The 15,569-nt window shown below is 56.1% G+C and carries 15 protein-coding genes; 8 read left to right on the plus strand and 7 right to left on the minus strand.

What is annotated here, in order from left to right; all coding sequences use genetic code 11:
• Window positions 1–7: 7 nt before the first annotated feature.
• Genes narI through MWU55_RS07570 form a run of 3 tightly spaced genes read left to right on the plus strand, consistent with a single transcriptional unit; the run spans window position 8 to window position 2,064 of the window.
• Window positions 8–706 carry a respiratory nitrate reductase subunit gamma gene (gene narI / locus MWU55_RS07560; protein ID WP_246935357.1) on the plus strand — a complete coding sequence of 233 codons (699 nt, stop codon included), beginning with the start codon at window positions 8–10 and terminating at the stop codon, window positions 704–706.
• Window positions 707–711: 5 nt separating this feature from the next.
• Window positions 712–1,512: a peptidylprolyl isomerase gene (locus MWU55_RS07565; protein ID WP_246935358.1), complete on the plus strand. Its 801-nt coding sequence runs from the start codon at window positions 712–714 to the stop codon at window positions 1,510–1,512.
• A gap of 33 nt (window positions 1,513–1,545) precedes the next feature.
• Window positions 1,546–2,064, plus strand: coding sequence for a DUF2478 domain-containing protein (locus tag MWU55_RS07570; protein ID WP_246935362.1), 519 nt, complete (start codon window positions 1,546–1,548; stop codon window positions 2,062–2,064).
• A 66-nt stretch (window positions 2,065–2,130) separates the two neighbouring features.
• On the opposite strand, the gene MWU55_RS07575 is transcribed toward MWU55_RS07570, so the two are convergent.
• Window positions 2,131–2,493: a DUF5368 domain-containing protein gene (locus MWU55_RS07575; RefSeq protein ID WP_246935364.1), complete on the minus strand. Its 363-nt coding sequence runs from the start codon at window positions 2,491–2,493 to the stop codon at window positions 2,131–2,133.
• Between the two features lie 14 nt (window positions 2,494–2,507).
• Window positions 2,508–3,818 carry an FAD/NAD(P)-binding oxidoreductase gene (locus tag MWU55_RS07580; protein WP_246935365.1) on the minus strand — a complete coding sequence of 437 codons (1,311 nt, stop codon included), beginning with the start codon at window positions 3,816–3,818 and terminating at the stop codon, window positions 2,508–2,510.
• A 293-nt stretch (window positions 3,819–4,111) separates the two neighbouring features.
• Between MWU55_RS07580 and MWU55_RS07585 the strand changes: the two genes are divergently transcribed.
• Window positions 4,112–6,901: a bifunctional aconitate hydratase 2/2-methylisocitrate dehydratase gene (locus MWU55_RS07585; RefSeq protein WP_246935367.1), complete on the plus strand. Its 2,790-nt coding sequence runs from the start codon at window positions 4,112–4,114 to the stop codon at window positions 6,899–6,901.
• Window positions 6,902–7,034: 133 nt separating this feature from the next.
• Here the strand turns inward: MWU55_RS07585 and MWU55_RS07590 are convergent, their stop codons facing one another.
• The gene (locus MWU55_RS07590) at window positions 7,035–8,411 is read right to left on the minus strand and encodes a glutamine synthetase family protein (protein ID WP_246935369.1); all 1,377 of its coding nucleotides are present in this window, start codon (window positions 8,409–8,411) and stop codon (window positions 7,035–7,037) included.
• 182 nt (window positions 8,412–8,593) lie between these two features.
• Here MWU55_RS07590 and MWU55_RS07595 point away from each other — a divergent pair, with 182 nt between their 5' ends.
• The 3 genes from MWU55_RS07595 to MWU55_RS07605 are packed head-to-tail and all read left to right on the plus strand — an operon-like array spanning window position 8,594 to window position 10,992.
• Window positions 8,594–9,409, plus strand: coding sequence for an ABC transporter substrate-binding protein (locus MWU55_RS07595; RefSeq protein WP_246935701.1), 816 nt, complete (start codon window positions 8,594–8,596; stop codon window positions 9,407–9,409).
• A 23-nt stretch (window positions 9,410–9,432) separates the two neighbouring features.
• Complete coding sequence (locus MWU55_RS07600) at window positions 9,433–10,266, plus strand: amino acid ABC transporter permease (RefSeq protein ID WP_246935702.1); 834 nt, start codon at window positions 9,433–9,435, stop codon at window positions 10,264–10,266.
• A gap of 3 nt (window positions 10,267–10,269) precedes the next feature.
• Window positions 10,270–10,992 (plus strand): amino acid ABC transporter ATP-binding protein, encoded by a 723-nt coding sequence (locus MWU55_RS07605; RefSeq protein WP_246935372.1) that lies wholly within the window; start codon window positions 10,270–10,272, stop codon window positions 10,990–10,992.
• A gap of 13 nt (window positions 10,993–11,005) precedes the next feature.
• On the opposite strand, the gene gap (MWU55_RS07610) is transcribed toward MWU55_RS07605, so the two are convergent.
• The 3 genes from gap (MWU55_RS07610) to gap (MWU55_RS07620) all read right to left on the minus strand — a co-directional run bounded on the left by gap (MWU55_RS07610) (window position 11,006) and on the right by gap (MWU55_RS07620) (window position 13,364).
• On the minus strand, window positions 11,006–12,004 hold the full coding sequence (gene gap, locus MWU55_RS07610; protein WP_246935373.1) for a type I glyceraldehyde-3-phosphate dehydrogenase: 999 nt from the start codon (window positions 12,002–12,004) through the stop codon (window positions 11,006–11,008).
• 88 nt (window positions 12,005–12,092) lie between these two features.
• Complete coding sequence (locus MWU55_RS07615) at window positions 12,093–12,236, minus strand: hypothetical protein (protein ID WP_246935376.1); 144 nt, start codon at window positions 12,234–12,236, stop codon at window positions 12,093–12,095.
• A 129-nt stretch (window positions 12,237–12,365) separates the two neighbouring features.
• Window positions 12,366–13,364, minus strand: a complete 999-nt coding sequence (gap, locus tag MWU55_RS07620; RefSeq protein WP_246935378.1) for a type I glyceraldehyde-3-phosphate dehydrogenase — start codon at window positions 13,362–13,364, stop codon at window positions 12,366–12,368.
• Between the two features lie 273 nt (window positions 13,365–13,637).
• Between gap (MWU55_RS07620) and MWU55_RS07625 the strand changes: the two genes are divergently transcribed.
• Complete coding sequence (locus tag MWU55_RS07625) at window positions 13,638–14,600, plus strand: DUF808 domain-containing protein (protein WP_246935380.1); 963 nt, start codon at window positions 13,638–13,640, stop codon at window positions 14,598–14,600.
• Here MWU55_RS07625 and MWU55_RS07630 read toward each other — a convergent pair.
• Window positions 14,597–15,469 (minus strand): DMT family transporter, encoded by an 873-nt coding sequence (locus MWU55_RS07630; RefSeq protein ID WP_348646221.1) that lies wholly within the window; start codon window positions 15,467–15,469, stop codon window positions 14,597–14,599. The two genes, MWU55_RS07625 and MWU55_RS07630, sit on opposite strands and share 4 nt — an antisense overlap.
• Window positions 15,470–15,569 lie beyond the last annotated feature (100 nt).

Genomic DNA, 15,569 nt, shown 5'->3' on the forward strand with positions numbered 1-15,569 from the left:
GGACGAAATGCACAATTTTCTGTTCGGAATTTTCCCCTATATCGCCTTGGGCGTGGGGATCATGGGAAGCATCGCGCGCTATGACCGCGATCCTTTCACCTGGAAAACCTCGTCTTCCCAGATGCTGCGACGCAAGCAACTGATGATCGGGTCCATCCTGTTCCATGTGGGTGTGTTGATCATTTTCTTCGGTCACCTGATCGGTCTTCTGACCCCGATCTGGATCTTTGACACCATGGGCATCAGCCACGGTGCGAAACAGCTTCTGGCCGTTGTGGCCGGTGGCATCGCGGGCGTCATGGCGCTGGTGGGTGGCGGCATGCTATTCCATCGCCGCTGGACCGATCCGCGCATCCGCAAAACCTCGAGCTTCTGGGATATAACCATTCTGGGTATGCTCTTGGCGCAGCTTGTGCTGGGTCTCGGCACGATCTTCGTGTCGCTGGGTCATTTGGACGGACATGAGATGGTTAAGTTCATGTCATGGGCGCAAGGGATCTTTACCTTTGACGGTGCTGCCGCCAGCTATATCGCTGACGTGTCCTTGGTCTTCAAGCTGCACCTGTTCCTTGGGCTGACAATCATCCTTGTCTTCCCGTTCACGCGCCTTGTTCACATGTTGTCGGCCCCCGTGCGCTATCTGTGGCGCCCCGGCTATCAGGTTGTGCGCTCGCGTCGTCAGAAACCTGTGAACCCTGCGGAGTAATGACCATGAATGCGGCCCTATTCCCCGATCTCGTCGTCAATGGTGAAACTGTGCCTCATGCGGTGGTTGCCGCTGAAGCACAGAACCATGACGCCCCCACCGGCAAGCCTGGCATTGCTTGGCGCAAGGCGGCCAATGCCGTCGCGGTGCGGACCCTTCTTTTGCAAGAAGCCCGCAAGCGCCAGATCACGGCCGACCCGGCCGAGGTTGCACCAGGCCGCTTTGAAACAGACGAGGAGGCCCTGATCCGGGGCCTTCTCGAAACTGAGGTCGAAGTCGCGACGCCCAGCGAAGACGCGGTTCACACCGAATGGTCCCGCGACCCGTCGCGTTTCCGCGCGCCGCCGTTGTGGGAGGTCTCGCACATCCTGATCGCTTGCGACCCGCGCGACAAAGATGAAACAGAAGCTGCCAAAGCCCGTGCTGATCAGGTAATGGCAGCAGTCACCTCAAACCCACGCAAGTTTGCACATATCGCAGAAGAGAACAGCGATTGCGGCTCGAAGTCGTCTGGCGGGGCGCTGGGCCAGCTTGGACCGGGCGACACCGTTCCCGAGTTTGAAAAAGTTCTGCGTGGGCTGAAGAGCGGTGCGGTCACAGATGCTCCGGTTCTGACCCGCCATGGCTGGCATGTCATCCGCATGGATGCCGCTGAAGATGGGGCAGAGCTGCCGTATGACAGCGTCAAACCCCGTATTGCCGAGGCGATGGAAAAGGCCGCTTGGGCCAAGGGCGCACGTGCCTTCGTGGCCGAGCTTGCCGCCAAAGCCGAGATCAAAGGCGCGGATTTGAAGCCGGTGCAGTGACTGAAGGCATCGCTTTAGGATAGGAGCCCCGAGATGAGAATTGCCTGCACAAAAGCAGCAGGGCGTGGCGATACGGACGAGCTTTTGTTTTCCGTCGCTTCGGCCTTGCAACAAAAAGGCCTTCGTGTGGTTGGGACAACTCAGGTCAACACTGGGCGTGTAAACCACGGCCCATGCGATATGGATATTCAGGTTCTGCCCGAGGGTCCTTTGTTGCGCATTTCCCAAAACCTGGGACCGGGCGCGCGGGGATGTCGGTTAAAAGCAGATATGCTTGAACGTGCGGTTATGTTGGTCAGCAGGGCAATGGACTGCGGGGCCGATTGCCTGATCATCAACAAGTTCGGCAAACAAGAGGCCGAAGGGCGCGGATTTCGCGATGTGATCGTAAAGGCGCTGGATATGGGTATTCCTGTGCTGGTTGGCTTAAACCAGTTAAATCAGGATGCGTTTGCAGAGTTCGCGGGCGGTATGGAAATCCAGCTACCGCCAGAGGCCGGGGTGCTGGCAGATTGGTTGATGGAGCAAGACCTGCCCGCCATTGCGGTGTGATCGCAATTTCCTAGAAAACACAAAGGGCCGCATAACGCGGCCCTTTTTCGTTTCTATCGCTGACGGTCAGTCTTCCTGTCTGTTGGGTCTCTGCAAAAGCAGCGCATCGAACGTGTAGACCAATATAGCAGCACCCACAGCGCCCATTGCAGCAATGCCCAAAAGGATGATCACATCAATTGGACCGCCTATGTCAGAGAAGCTGGAGTGGGTCATCTTCTGCACAAACAGAACCGCGACGATTGCACCAATTGGCATCGACAGCTGCGCGCGCAGGAATTTGTGCCAGCTGACCGCCCGGTCGCGGATCAGGACATAGAGATAGGCCAGTGTGATTATGATGGCCGCCACCACCATCACCCAGAACAATGTCGGGCCAAAGATCTCTTCAAAGACGGCAATTAACGTTCCGAAGGTAAGCTCTTTCATCGGTCATATCCTCCTTATGCGTCGCCACGGATCATGGCATTGTAGGTCGCTTTCAGGGCAACCTCTTTCATCAGCCAGCTGATCCACAGCTCTTCCAAGGGCGCGATCACGCCCGGGAAGCTGGGGGTCAGGTTGTTGTTGTAGTCGAACTCGATCAGCATCGCACGGCCCACGCGGGTGATCAGAGGGCAGGACGTATAGCCGTTATAGCTCGCGTCGCTTTTGGTGCCTGCGATCTGTGCGACAAGGTGTTCTTCAACCACCGGCACCTGCCATTTGGCGCTGGCCGCTGTCTTGCCCTTGGGCACGCCCGCGATGTCGCCCACAGCAAAGACGTTGTCGAAGAAGTTGTGACGCAGAGTGTGCTTGTCGACGGTCGCCCAACCACGGCCATCCCAGCTGCCGGGATCGGTCAGGGCCGAGTTGCGCACCACATCCGGCGCCTGTTGAGGCGGCACGATATGCAGGTAGTCATATGGCATTTCCGCATCGCCGTTCTCGGTTTCAAAAGTGGCGATCTTTTTTCCGGCATCCACCGCTTTCAGCACATGGCTGTAATGCGGCGTGATCTCGCGCTGACCAAACAACATCCGCAGTTTTTCCGAGATAATCGGCACACCAAACAGGCCCTGATTGTGGGCCATATAGTTGATGTCCAAATTCGTTGTGCCAGCTTTTCGCGCGATGTCGTCGATCAGGAACGTGTGCTTGATCGGTGCGCCAGCACATTTCATCTCGGTCGCGGGGCGGGTGAAAATACCAACGCCGCCATCTTCGGTGTAGCGGCCAGCGGCTTCCCATGTTTTGGCGGCATAATCAGGACCGGCGTAAAGCGACCCAATGCCGTCCTTGCCAATCATGTCCATTTCGAACCCTTCGATGGCACCGTAGTTCAGCACTAGGCCGGGTGCCAGAATAAGGAAGTCATAGGGGATGGTCTTGCCGCTCTCGGTCATTACTTTTTGCGCGTCGGGATCAATTTCCGCTGCGCGCTCTGCAACCCAGTTGATGTCTTTGGGCAGCCAGTCACCAGTTTGCGAAACCGAGTATTTTGAGGGCTTGAGGCCTGCCGCGATCAACGAGAAACCGGGTTGGTACCAGTGTTCCTTACGGGGATCGATTATTGTGATCTCGGCCCCATTCAAACGGCGGACAAGGCGATTGGCCAATGCGGTGCCTGCTGCACCCGCACCCAAAATGACAATCTTTGCTTTGGTTTCGACGGTTTTTAGGGCAGCGGCATTGGCCCCCGTCGCCATCAGAGCGCCTGCACCTGCAGCAAGGCTAAGAAATCCCCTGCGCGTTGCATTGAACGAATGTGTCATGAGCTCCCTCCAATCGGGCAATAAAGAATTCTAAGGGTGTCTCTACGCCCGTTAAATATTCACGTCTATGAATTTGTTAAGCATCTGGGGGCGGCTCAGTGACGCAGTGGGATTGGATCACAGGGTGAATGCGGTTATGAGATCGAAAAAGGGGCATTGTGCTGCCTTTGAAGATATTGCCCCGCCAGCAAGTGTTTGGTATACAGCGGCATACAGCAGACATTTCCAGTGTGTAAGAGATTCTTCCGCGCTGGGAAACGGGCTGCATCCAACTCGAATTCGTAGGGAACGTCATGAGCTTGTACACCGACTACCTAAATGAGATTGAAACGCGTAAGGGCGAGGGGCTGCACCCCAAGCCGATCGACGATGGCGCGCTGGTGGGGGAATTGATCGAGCAGATCAAAGATACCGGGAATGCTAAACGCGAAGCATCGCTGAATTTCTTTGTTTACAACACACTTCCGGGCACGACGAGTGCCGCTGGCGTCAAGGCGAAGTTCCTGAAGGAGATCATTCTGGGTGAGGCTTCTGTTGCCGAAATTACCCCGGAGTTTGCCTTTGAGCTGCTGGCGCACATGAAAGGTGGTCCCTCGGTTGAGGTGCTGTTGGATCTGGCGCTGGGTGATGACGCTGCGATTTCAGCGCAGGCTGCAGACGTTCTGAAAACGCAGGTCTTCCTGTACGAGGCTGACACGGACCGTCTGAACGCAGCCTATAAAGCTGGCAACGCCGTCGCCAAAGAATTGCTGGAAAGCTATGCCAAGGCAGAGTTTTTCACCAAACTGCCCGACGTCGAGGAAGAGATCAAAGTCGTTACCTATATCGCCGGTGTTGGTGATATTTCGACCGACCTACTGTCGCCGGGTGCCGAAGCACATTCGCGCGCTGACCGCGAATTGCACGGCAAATGCATGATCTCGCCCGAAGCGCAGGTGGAAATCCAAGAGCTGCAAAAACAACACCCCGATGCCCGCGTGATGCTGATTGCGGAAAAAGGCACCATGGGCGTTGGGTCGTCGCGTATGTCGGGCGTCAACAACGTGGCGCTATGGACTGGCAAGAAGGCCAGCCCCTATGTGCCCTTCATCAACATCGCCCCAGTTGTGGCCGGCACCAACGGCATCTCTCCGATCTTCCTGACCACCGTGGGCGTGACCGGCGGCATCGGCATTGATCTGGACAACTGGGTCAAGAAGCTGGACGCAGACGGCAACGTGATTGAAGACGAAGACGGCGAAGCCGTGCTGGAAGAGGCCTATTCGGTCGCCACCGGCACCGTCTTGACCATCAACTCCAAGACCAAAACCCTGCATGATGCCGACGGAAAAGAGCTGAAAAGCGTTGCCGCCGCCTTCACCCCGCAGAAGATGGAGTTCATGAAGGCCGGCGGTTCTTATGCCGTGGTCTTCGGCAAGAAGCTGCAGACATTTGCTGCCGAAGCTCTGGGACAAGAGCTGAAATCGGCTTATGCACCGTCGAAAGAGATCACCGCAGAAGGTCAGGGCCTGACCGCCGTTGAAAAAATCTTCAACCGCAATGCATTGGGCACCACGCCGGGCGCGACCCTGCTTGCCGGGTCCGACGTGCGTGTGAAGGTGAACGTGGTGGGCTCGCAGGACACCACCGGTCCGATGACCGCGCAGGAACTGGAGGCGATGGCCGCCACCGTGATCTCGCCGTCCGTGGACGTGGGCTATCAGTCGGGCTGTCACACCGCATCTGTTTGGGACAAGAAGGCGCAGGCCAACATCCCGAAACTGATGCAATTCATGAACGATTTCGGGCTGATCACCGCGCGTGACCCGAAGGGGAAGTATCACGCCATGACCGACGTGATCCACAAAGTGTTGAATGACATCACGGTGGATGACTGGGACGTCATCATCGGCGGCGACAGCCACACCCGTATGTCCAAAGGCGTGGCCTTCGGTGCAGACTCGGGCACCGTGGCTCTGGCGCTGGCAACTGGCGAGGCATCTATGCCGATCCCGGAATCGGTCAAAGTGACCTTCAAAGGCAAGATGGCTGATCACCTAGATTTCCGTGACGTGGTCCATGCCACGCAAGCGCAAATGCTGGATCAGCACGGTGACAACGTCTTCCAGGGCCGCGTGATCGAAGTGCATATTGGGACGCTTCTGGCTGACCAAGCCTTTACCTTCACCGACTGGACGGCTGAGATGAAGGCGAAAGCTTCAATCTGTATCTCGAATGACGAGACGCTGATTGGCTCGCTGGAACTGGCCAAATCGCGCATTCAGATCATGATCGACAAGGGCATGGACAATGAAGCCCAGCTGCTTCAAGGCCTGATCAACAAAGCCGATGCGCGCATCGCGGACATCAAGTCGGGTGCGAACCCTGCCTTGACCCCGGACGAAAACGCGAACTACTTCGCCGAAGTGGTCGTGGATCTGGATGCGATCGATGAGCCTATGATCGCGGACCCGGACGTGAACAACGAAGACGTGTCCAAGCGCTATACCCACGACACCATCCGCCCTGTGTCTTATTACGGCGGCGATAAGAAGGTGGACCTTGGGTTTGTCGGCTCGTGCATGGTGCATAAGGGCGACATGAAGATTGTGGCCCAGATGTTGAAGAACCTTGAGAAATCGATGGGCAAGGTCGAGTTCAACGCGCCGCTGGTGGTGGCTGCTCCGACCTACAACATTATCGACGAACTGAAGGAAGAGGGCGACTGGGAAATCCTCGAGAAATACTCGGGCTTCGAATTCGACGACCTGTTCCCGAAAGCTGAGGCACGGACCGAGTATGAGAACATCATGTATCTCGAACGTCCCGGTTGTAACCTCTGCATGGGCAACCAAGAGAAAGCCGCAAAGGGTGACACGGTTCTGGCAACCTCGACCCGCCTGTTCCAAGGCCGCGTTGTAGGCGATGCGCCGGACAAGAAAGGTGAAAGCCTGCTTGCTTCGACCCCTGTTGTGGTTCTGGCGGCCATCCTTGGCCGCACGCCCACGATGGAGGAATACAAGGCTGCTGTTGAAGGCATCGACCTGACCAAATTCGCCCCACCTCTGGCAGTTCCGTCGACAACGAAATCGGCGCATTTCTAAGAACTGGTTTCGGACAAGAGTTTTACGTAGGGCGGGATAGGATCACTATCCCGCCCTTAGTTTTGTCGGGCAAAGAAAAACGCGGCCACCGTACTAAGTGACCGCGCCTAAGTTTTGGAGTGTCCGGCGTGCCTTACACGTTCAAAAGCAAATGCTGCCGTTCCCAAGGCGAGATTTCGCGTTGGTATTCTTCATTCTCAGCCCATTTGATATCGGAATAAAGCTTGCAGAATTCCTCGCCCAGAACGGCGCGAATTTCTTTTGCCTCATCAAACAAATCCAATGCGGCGCGCAGGGCGGCCGGCAGGGGTTGCTCTACTTCCCAAACCTCTTTTGTGGCTTCCTTGCGCGGCTCGACCTTGTTCATCATGCCAAGATACCCGCACGCCAGCGAGGCTGCGATGGCTATATATGGGTTTGCATCCATGCCGATGACGCGGTTTTCCAGACGCCGTGCTGCCGGGCCGGAATGTGGTACCCGTAAGCCCGTCGTGCGATTGTCCGACGCCCATTCCAAGTTGGCAGGGGCGGATTGACCTTCCACAGTGATGCGACGGAACGAGTTCACGTAAGGGGCCAGAAGCGGTACGATATCCATCGTGTATTTCTGAGACCCGCCGATGAACCAGCGGAACAGATCAGACGCGCTGCCATCTTCGTTTGAGAAGATGTTTTTGCCGGTATTCGCATCCACAATGCTTTGATGCACATGCATCGCGCTGCCTGGCTCGTCCCGAATGGGTTTGGCCATGAACGTCGCAAACACGCCGTTCTTTAGCGCGGCCTCGCGGATCGTGCGCTTGAAATAGAACACTTGATCGGCAAGGTTCACAGGATCGCCGTGGTTCAGGTTGATCTCGATCTGACCGGCGCCACCTTCTTGAATTACGGTGTCGATCTCAAGCCCTTGCGCTTCAGCGTAATCATAGATCGTGTCGATGACCGGTCCGTGATCGTCCACGGCGGACATCGAATACACTTGACGGCTTGCACCCTTTCGACCGGTTCGCCCAATCGGGGGTTCAATCGGTTCGTTGGGATCGTGGTTGGGCTTGGTGAGGTAAAACTCAAGCTCGGGCGCGATAATCGGCTTCCAGCCCTTGTCTGCATAAAGACCGACGATACGCTTCAACAATGCGCGCGGGGATACAGCCAGAGGCGACCCGTCGCGGTTGAACATATCGCAGATCACCTGTACCGAAACATCATCGGCCCAAGGCACGGCACAGGCGGTGCTCATGTCCGGGCGAAGCACAACATCACGTTCAAGCCACTGGTTCTCGATCTCCATATCCACGTATTCGCCAGAAATTGTCTGGTAGAAGAGAGATATGGGCAAGGCGAGTTCGGCTTCAGGATCAAATTTCGTGGCGGGCATCGCTTTCCCGCGCGAGGTTCCGACAATGTCGGGGATGATGCACTCCACTTCTTCAATGCGACGACCATTTGCATAGGCGACAAAATCAGCGGACAAGTTCGAGGCCCAATCCAAGGGGCGCTTTGGTGACATCAAAACCTCCTACAACGTCGGTGTCATGCCGTCGTTGGTTTGAAATAAATACGGTGTGAAATATTTGATCAAAAAATTGGGGAAGGTCAATGGCCCTGTTTCAAAAGGTGCTTTTTCGCTCGCCCAGTTAGGTGGTTCACGCTAGGCTCAAGCAAAACATCCAATCTGGGGAGATGACCGAAATGAAAAAAGTGCTGACGATCATGTGCGCTTCGCTTGTGGGCAGTGCGGCCTATGCGGCTGACAATTGCGCAGCAGGTAAAACCTTGAACGAAGGGGTTCTGACCATCGCGACCGGCAATCCGGCTTACTACCCCTGGGTTATGGATGATGCACCAGAAAGCAAAAATGGGTTTGAGGCCGCTGTGGCCTATGCCATTGCGAACGAAATGGGATTTGCGGATGACGCGGTAACCTGGGTGCGTACATCGTTCGACGAAGCCATTCAGCCCGGCGAAAAAAACTTTGACTTTAACATGCAGCAATACTCGATCACGCCAGAGCGGGAAGAGATGGTTGATTTCTCGCTGCCCTACTACAGCTCAGCGATGGCAGTTCTTACAACCCAATCCGTGGCCGATAAAGTGGGTGCGCCGACATTGGATGCGCTGAAAGGTCTTGTGTGGGGGGCAGGGGCTTCGCACACCGGTGCGTCTATGGTGGGTGAAGTTATATCTCCTGAAAATGATGTGCTTTTATACAATGACAACACGGATGTGACTGCGGCCCTTCAGGCCAATCAGATTGATGCGGCTCTGTTTGACCTGCCAACCGCGCTTTACCTGTCGGCTGTGGTGGTCGAGAACGGAGCACTGCTTGGCCAATTCCCGGCAGAGCGTTCGGACAATCCAGATCAGTTTGGCGCTCTCATGGCGGATGGCAGCGCTTTGAAGCCTTGTGTTGATGAAGCCATTCAGGCGCTGACGGATTCGGGAAAACTGGCTGAGATTGAAGCCGAGTGGCTTCAGGCAGCAACAGGTGTTCCGGTAATCGAATAAGGCGGAAAACGCGCAGAATGACGATGTCTGGTGAACCACCGGCGATGCCGGGGCGGCGCGCGCAGTTTGAAGCTGCACAGCGCCGCCGATCCATGTGGGTAGCGGGTGTCTCGACGACACTGGTACTTGTTGCAATTCTGGTTCTGGTGCCACTTGCGCCTGGATGGGAAGCCGTAAAGAAAAGCTTTTTCAACGGCGGCGTGTTCACGAAGACCTTTCCAGGGCTGCTGAACGCGTTTTTGCTGGATATCGCGATCTTTGCGTGGTGTGCCCCGCTGATTGCGCTTTTGGGGCTGTTTGTTGCGATCTGTCGTGACATTCAAAGGCCTGCGCTTTACCCGCTTCGACTTTTCGCGACGGTTTACACGGATGTGTTTCGCGGGCTTCCCGTCATTCTTGTTATCTATCTTGTGGGGTTCGGAGTTCCGGGCCTTGGGCTTCCGCGCCCGTGGAATTCGCCCTATATCTGGGGCTCGCTTGCGCTGATCCTCGTCTATGCGGCTTATGTGGCCGAGGTCATTCGGTCCGGCATTGGGTCGATCCACAAAAGCCAAAGCTCTGCCGCGCTTTCTTTGGGCCTGTCGGGCGCGGATACGATGCGCTACGTGATCCTGCCTCAGGCGTTACGCAATGTGTTGCCTGCAAACATGAACCTTGTTGTCGCTTTGCAAAAAGACGTCGCGCTTTTGTCCTTTGTTGGCCCGGTCGAGATCTTCCGGCAGGCGGGTGTTTACAAGTCGCTCTACGCCAATTTCACGCCCTATGTGGGGGCAGCGGTTATCTTTCTGGCGATCACCATTCCGATGACGCGCTTTGCCGATCACCTGATGAACAAACGACGCAAGCAGGAGCAATAGCCAATGCTGTCTTTGCGGAACATTCAAAAAAGCTTTGGGGATCATCAGGTTTTGCGCGGGATCGATCTTGAGGTCGCGCGCGGGGAAATGGTGTGCCTGATCGGTGCGTCCGGTTCTGGTAAATCAACGTTGCTGCGCGCGATTAATCTGCTGGACCCTGTTGATGATGGTGAGATCTGGTTTGATGGCGTGGATATCGCCGAACCGGGACTTGATCCGCAGCCCATACGACAGCGGATCGGGTTGGTCTTCCAATCCTACAATCTGTTTCCGCACATGTCGGCGGCAGACAATGTGATGTTGGCCCCGCGCCGGGTGAAAGGGCTTAGCAAAGCCGCGCAGCGCGATCGCGTGGCCGAGCTTTTTGACCGCTTCGGGTTGGGCCATCGCATAGATCATTACCCTGATCAGCTTTCTGGTGGACAACAGCAGCGTGTGGCGATCATCCGTGCCCTTGCGATGCAGCCGGATATTTTGCTGTTTGATGAAATCACATCCGCCTTGGACCCAGAACTGGTTGCCGAGGTTCTGGATGTACTACGACAGCTAAGGGGTGAGGGGATGACCATGATCCTTGCCACCCACGAGATGGGCTTCGCGCGCGAACTGGCGGACAAGGTTTGCTTTCTTGAAAGCGGTCGCATCTTGGAAGAAGGCACGCCGGATCAAATATTTGACGCGCCTCGCGAAGTGCGGACGCGTCAGTTTTTGTCTCAGGTTTTGTAGGCGCGGGCGGGCCTTAAAGGTACTTGCCCATTTCCACCGCCGTATCCAACATGCGGCACGAGAAGCCCCATTCATTGTCATACCAGCTGAGCACGCGCACCATGTTGCCATCCAGTACTTTGGTCTGATCCAAGGCCAGCGTTGATGACATCGGGTCATGATTGAAATCAATGGACACCAGCGGACGATCTGTAACCCCCAGAACGCCTTTTAAGGGTCCTTCTGAGGCCGCGATCATTGCGGCGTTAATCTCTTCCACGGATGTGTCTCGCGATGCTTCGATTGTCAGGTCTACGCAGGAGACATTCGGGGTTGGCACGCGGATTGCAACGCCATCCAGTTTTCCGTTCAGCTCGGGCAAAACCAGACCGACGGCGCGGGCGGCGCCTGTGGTGGTGGGGATCATGCTCATCGCGGCGGCACGTGCGCGATATGGGTCGCTGTGTAGCGTGTCCAACGTTGGTTGATCGCCGGTGTAGGAATGGATTGTGGTCATGAAGCCTTTGGTAATGCCCACAGTGTCGTGCAACACTTTGGCGACCGGGGCCAAGCAGTTTGTTGTGCATGAAGCGTTCGAGACATGAACGTGATCTGCGCTAAGGCTGTCATGGTTCACGCCATATACCACCGTGTTATCTGCGCCAGACGACGGGGCAGAAACTAGAACGCGGCTGGAGCCATTTCCAAGATGAACAAGGGCTTTGTCGCCTTTGAAAATCCCCGTGCACTCCATCACGATGTCTACATTGGCCCAAGGCAGGTCATCAGGGTTGCGAATGGCTGTGACGGCAATTTTGCCACGTCCAGCGTCAATCCAATCCTCGCCATAGGTCACCTTGTTTGGGAAGCGGCCATGTACACTGTCAAATTCCAGCAGATGCGCATTCATTTCCACCGAACCAAGGTCGTTGATGGCGATGACCTCAAGGTCTTTGCGACCGCTTTCGTGAATTGCGCGCAGGACAAGTCGTCCGATGCGACCAAAACCGTTGATTGCCACTTTGATCGTCATAATTGTCTCCTTCACGCACACGTGGAAATGTGAGCGCTAACATCGCAACATTTTCGAAAAGGTCAAGGGGCAACCCATGTTCGCAAGCTTATCGCCAGAACGCGGCCCATTCTGTCAGTTCTAAAAACTTCTTCGAGAGGAACAGTATGTTGGTGCCGTCCCACAGGAACACATCCAATCCCAGAAGGATCAGGATCACAGCGCCAAGCGCTATGGCAAGTTGATTTGTCACGACGATTGCTCCTGAGGCTGCCCTTGCCTGTTTGGGGTAATGTTGCAACTGTTGTTGCCTTGGGCAAGACAAAAGAAAACCCTCGCAAGCTGGGCTGCGAGGGTTCAGATCTACGAAGTTGTTGTGGGATCAGATGCTGCCCATTTTCACGGCCACATCGCCCATGCGGGTCGAGAAGCCCCATTCGTTATCATACCAAGCCAGCACGCGGACCAGACGTCCGCCGAGCACTTTTGTTTGATCCGCTGCAAAGATTGAGCTTTCTTCGGTGTGATTGAAGTCGGTCGAAACCAATTGCTCTTCGTTATATCCCAATACGCCTTTCATGGCGCCTGCAGCTTGCTCTTTCATCACGGCGTTGACGTCGGCAACGGTCACATCTTTTTCCACCACAACAGTCAGGTCCACGGCCGAGACATTTGGAGTCGGGACGCGCACGGCGGATCCGTCCAGCTTGCCTTTGAGCGCAGGCAGAACTTCGCCCAGGGCTTTTGCGGCACCGGTCGAGGTTGGAATCATCGACATCGCTGCGGCGCGGGCGCGGTACAAGTCCTTATGGCGACGGTCGAGGGTCGGCTGGTCGCCGGTATAGGCGTGGATCGTGGTCATGATGCCGCTGTCGATGCCGAAAGCGTTCAGCAGAACTTTAGCCATCGGAGCCAAACAGTTTGTGGTACATGACCCATTCGAGATCATGGTGTCGCCGGCCTCCAGCGTTTCGTCGTTTACGCCGTAAACGATGGTCTTATCGACATTGGTGCCGGGGGCAGACAATAGAACCTTCTTCGCGCCACGCTCTAGGTGCGGCTTGGCTTTGATCCCGTCGTTGAAGTTGCCGGTGCATTCCAGAACAACGTCGCAGCCGTCCCAATCCAGTTCGTTCATGTCATAGGTCGACATCATCTTCATGGGGCCTTGGCCCACATCCATGGTGCCATCACCCAGAACAACTTCGTTCGGGAAGCGGCCATGCACGCTGTCGTATTTTAGCAAATGAGCTGCAGTTTCGAGAGGGCCTGTGGCATTCACTTTTACCACCTGGATATCGTCACGACCCGAGGCCGCGATTTGGGCCAGAGTGCAGCGGCCGATGCGGCCAAATCCATTGATGCCGACTTTGACGGACATGAGTTGTTCCTCTTTCACGTGGCGGCTGTCGAAAACCGCGAGAAATAATCTGAGATTTGCACGTGGTATACCGTCCACAACTGGAGCACCCAACCCAGAAAACACCTTCCCTGCCAACATGATAGCGAAAACATATCGCGTTAAGCTGCTCGTTAGCGCAAACCTTCAAGGGGGTGAATTTAACAAGGCGAATTGAAGGTGTTGGACTTGCCCTTTGAGGTGGGTGCGTTAGATTCGTCCCCAAACGCGCATAGGATTGATTGGGGCGAGTAGATGAGTGGTTTGATTGCACTGCTGGATGACGTGGCAGGGATTGCGAAGGTCGCGGCGGCCTCGATTGATGATGTGGCGGGGCAGGCGGCCAAAGCGAGTGCGAAAGCAGCGGGTGCCGTGATCGATGATGCGGCTGTGACGCCGAAATACGTGCAGGGGTTTGAAGCCAAGCGCGAGCTTCCGATTATCGGGCGCATCGCGTGGGGGTCGATCAAGAACAAGCTCCTCATTCTTTTGCCTATCGCGCTTTTGCTGTCAGCCTTTGCCTCATGGGCAATAGCGCCACTTCTGATGCTGGGTGGGGCTTACCTGTGTTTTGAGGGGGCCGAGAAGGTCTGGCACACGCTGTTCCCGCATGATCATACATGGGACCACGCAGAACATGTCGAAGGCGACCCGGCGCATCTGGAAGAAAGCAAGGTCGCAGGCGCGATCAAGACCGACTTCATCCTGTCGGCCGAGATTATGACGATCATCCTATCGGGCATTCCAAATAGCAATTTTTGGATGGAGGCCGCCACTTTGGCGGTTGCCGCTGTGGGCATCACCGTCGCAGTTTATGGCTCGGTCGCATTGATCGTTAAGGCGGATGATTTTGGCCTGTACCTCGCCAACAATGCACGGTTGGGCGTGACACAGGCGTTGGGCCGCGGGATTGTAAAGGCGATGCCTTACGTCATGAAGCTTTTGACCATCATCGGCACCGCCGCGATGATTTGGGTTGGCGGCTCGATCATTGTACATGGGCTGCACGAGCTAGGTTGGCATCTGCCCTATGAGACCATCAAACACTGGGCCGAAGCTGCGGCTTACGCTGTGCCGGACTATGCAGGCTTCGTGAAATGGGTCGTGACAGCTGCTTTGGACGGGGTTCTGGGTCTCGTGCTGGGCGTGCTGATCATTCCCTTGGCCACATGGGTCATCGGCCCGATCTGGGGATCGATTTTCAAAGGTAAAGCCTAAGCCCTTTGTTTTGCTCGGCTGAGCAGGAACAGCCCACTCAGCACGATGACCGCGCTTCCCGCCAGTGTCATCATGTCTGGGCGTTCGTGGAACACCACGACGCCCAGAATGAGCGCGAACAACAGGCGCGAATATCGGAAGGGGGTCACGACCGAGACCTCTCCGGTCCGCATCGCTAGCGTCAGTGCACCATAGGCCAGAACGCCGCAAACAATGGTCAGCATGATGTATCCGCTGGCCGCCGTTGTCATCAGGCTTATCTCGCCAGACACAGCCAACAAGACCAGCCCAGACACAGTCAGAACCGCGAACCCAGCCACGCCGAGTTGTGCGCCCGACAGGGTCGCTGGGCTTGCGCGGGTGGCCAAATCGCGCCCGGCGAACCCCAGCATCCCAAGCACTGCAAAGATCGAGAGTGGGTCGAACGCGTCAAGCCCCGGACGCAGGATCATGATCACGCCGATGAATCCCACGAATATCGCCAGCCAACGGCGCGGACCGACCCGTTCCTTAAACAAGATCACCGCGCCCAAAGCGACGACCAGTGGCGTTGCCTGTAAAATGGCCGAGGCGCTGGACAGCGGCGTCAGTGCAATCGCCAACGCATAAAACAAGCGTCCCGTGATCTCGGACAGGGACCGCCAGATCATTACGGGCGAGCGTAGATCCGGGTGGAAGACCCGAGCGCCCTGAACGCGCGCGATCAGGGCGAAGATTATCAATCCACCCAATCCAAACAGCGCAACCGCCTGTCCGATGGGAATATCACGTGCCGCAGCTTTCAATGCCATGTCTTCAAGCGCGAAGGCAGCCATGGCGAAAACCATGAACAGCGCACCTCGATGATTTTCAGCTAAGCCTGACAGCACGTTGGTATCCTTTGACAAAACAGGCGCAGACTGTCCGATCTGGGACAGGTTTAAAAGCCATAAAGAAAACGCCCCACCGATTGGCAGGGCGTTTTGAAGA

The organism is Aliiroseovarius sp. F20344 (genome assembly GCF_023016155.1).
In the GTDB taxonomy this organism is placed as follows: domain Bacteria; phylum Pseudomonadota; class Alphaproteobacteria; order Rhodobacterales; family Rhodobacteraceae; genus Aliiroseovarius.

Excerpts from the sequence above, each read along its gene's own strand:
- MWU55_RS07570 (WP_246935362.1), top strand. The coding sequence starts at position 1,546 with ATGAGAATTGCCTGCACAAAAGCAGCAGGGCGTGGCGATACGGACGAG.
- MWU55_RS07595 (WP_246935701.1), top strand. The coding sequence starts at position 8,594 with ATGAAAAAAGTGCTGACGATCATGTGCGCTTCGCTTGTGGGCAGTGCG.
- gap (WP_246935378.1), bottom strand. The coding sequence starts at position 13,364 with ATGTCCGTCAAAGTCGGCATCAATGGATTTGGCCGCATCGGCCGCTGC.
- MWU55_RS07575 (WP_246935364.1), bottom strand. The coding sequence starts at position 2,493 with ATGAAAGAGCTTACCTTCGGAACGTTAATTGCCGTCTTTGAAGAGATC.
- MWU55_RS07585 (WP_246935367.1), top strand. The coding sequence starts at position 4,112 with ATGAGCTTGTACACCGACTACCTAAATGAGATTGAAACGCGTAAGGGC.
- gap (WP_246935373.1), bottom strand. The coding sequence starts at position 12,004 with ATGACGATCAAAGTGGCAATCAACGGTTTTGGTCGCATCGGACGACTT.
- MWU55_RS07600 (WP_246935702.1), top strand. The coding sequence starts at position 9,433 with ATGTCTGGTGAACCACCGGCGATGCCGGGGCGGCGCGCGCAGTTTGAA.
- MWU55_RS07605 (WP_246935372.1), top strand. The coding sequence starts at position 10,270 with ATGCTGTCTTTGCGGAACATTCAAAAAAGCTTTGGGGATCATCAGGTT.
- narI (WP_246935357.1), top strand. The coding sequence starts at position 8 with ATGCACAATTTTCTGTTCGGAATTTTCCCCTATATCGCCTTGGGCGTG.
- MWU55_RS07590 (WP_246935369.1), bottom strand. The coding sequence starts at position 8,411 with ATGTCACCAAAGCGCCCCTTGGATTGGGCCTCGAACTTGTCCGCTGAT.
- MWU55_RS07565 (WP_246935358.1), top strand. The coding sequence starts at position 712 with ATGAATGCGGCCCTATTCCCCGATCTCGTCGTCAATGGTGAAACTGTG.
- MWU55_RS07625 (WP_246935380.1), top strand. The coding sequence starts at position 13,638 with ATGAGTGGTTTGATTGCACTGCTGGATGACGTGGCAGGGATTGCGAAG.
- MWU55_RS07580 (WP_246935365.1), bottom strand. The coding sequence starts at position 3,818 with ATGACACATTCGTTCAATGCAACGCGCAGGGGATTTCTTAGCCTTGCT.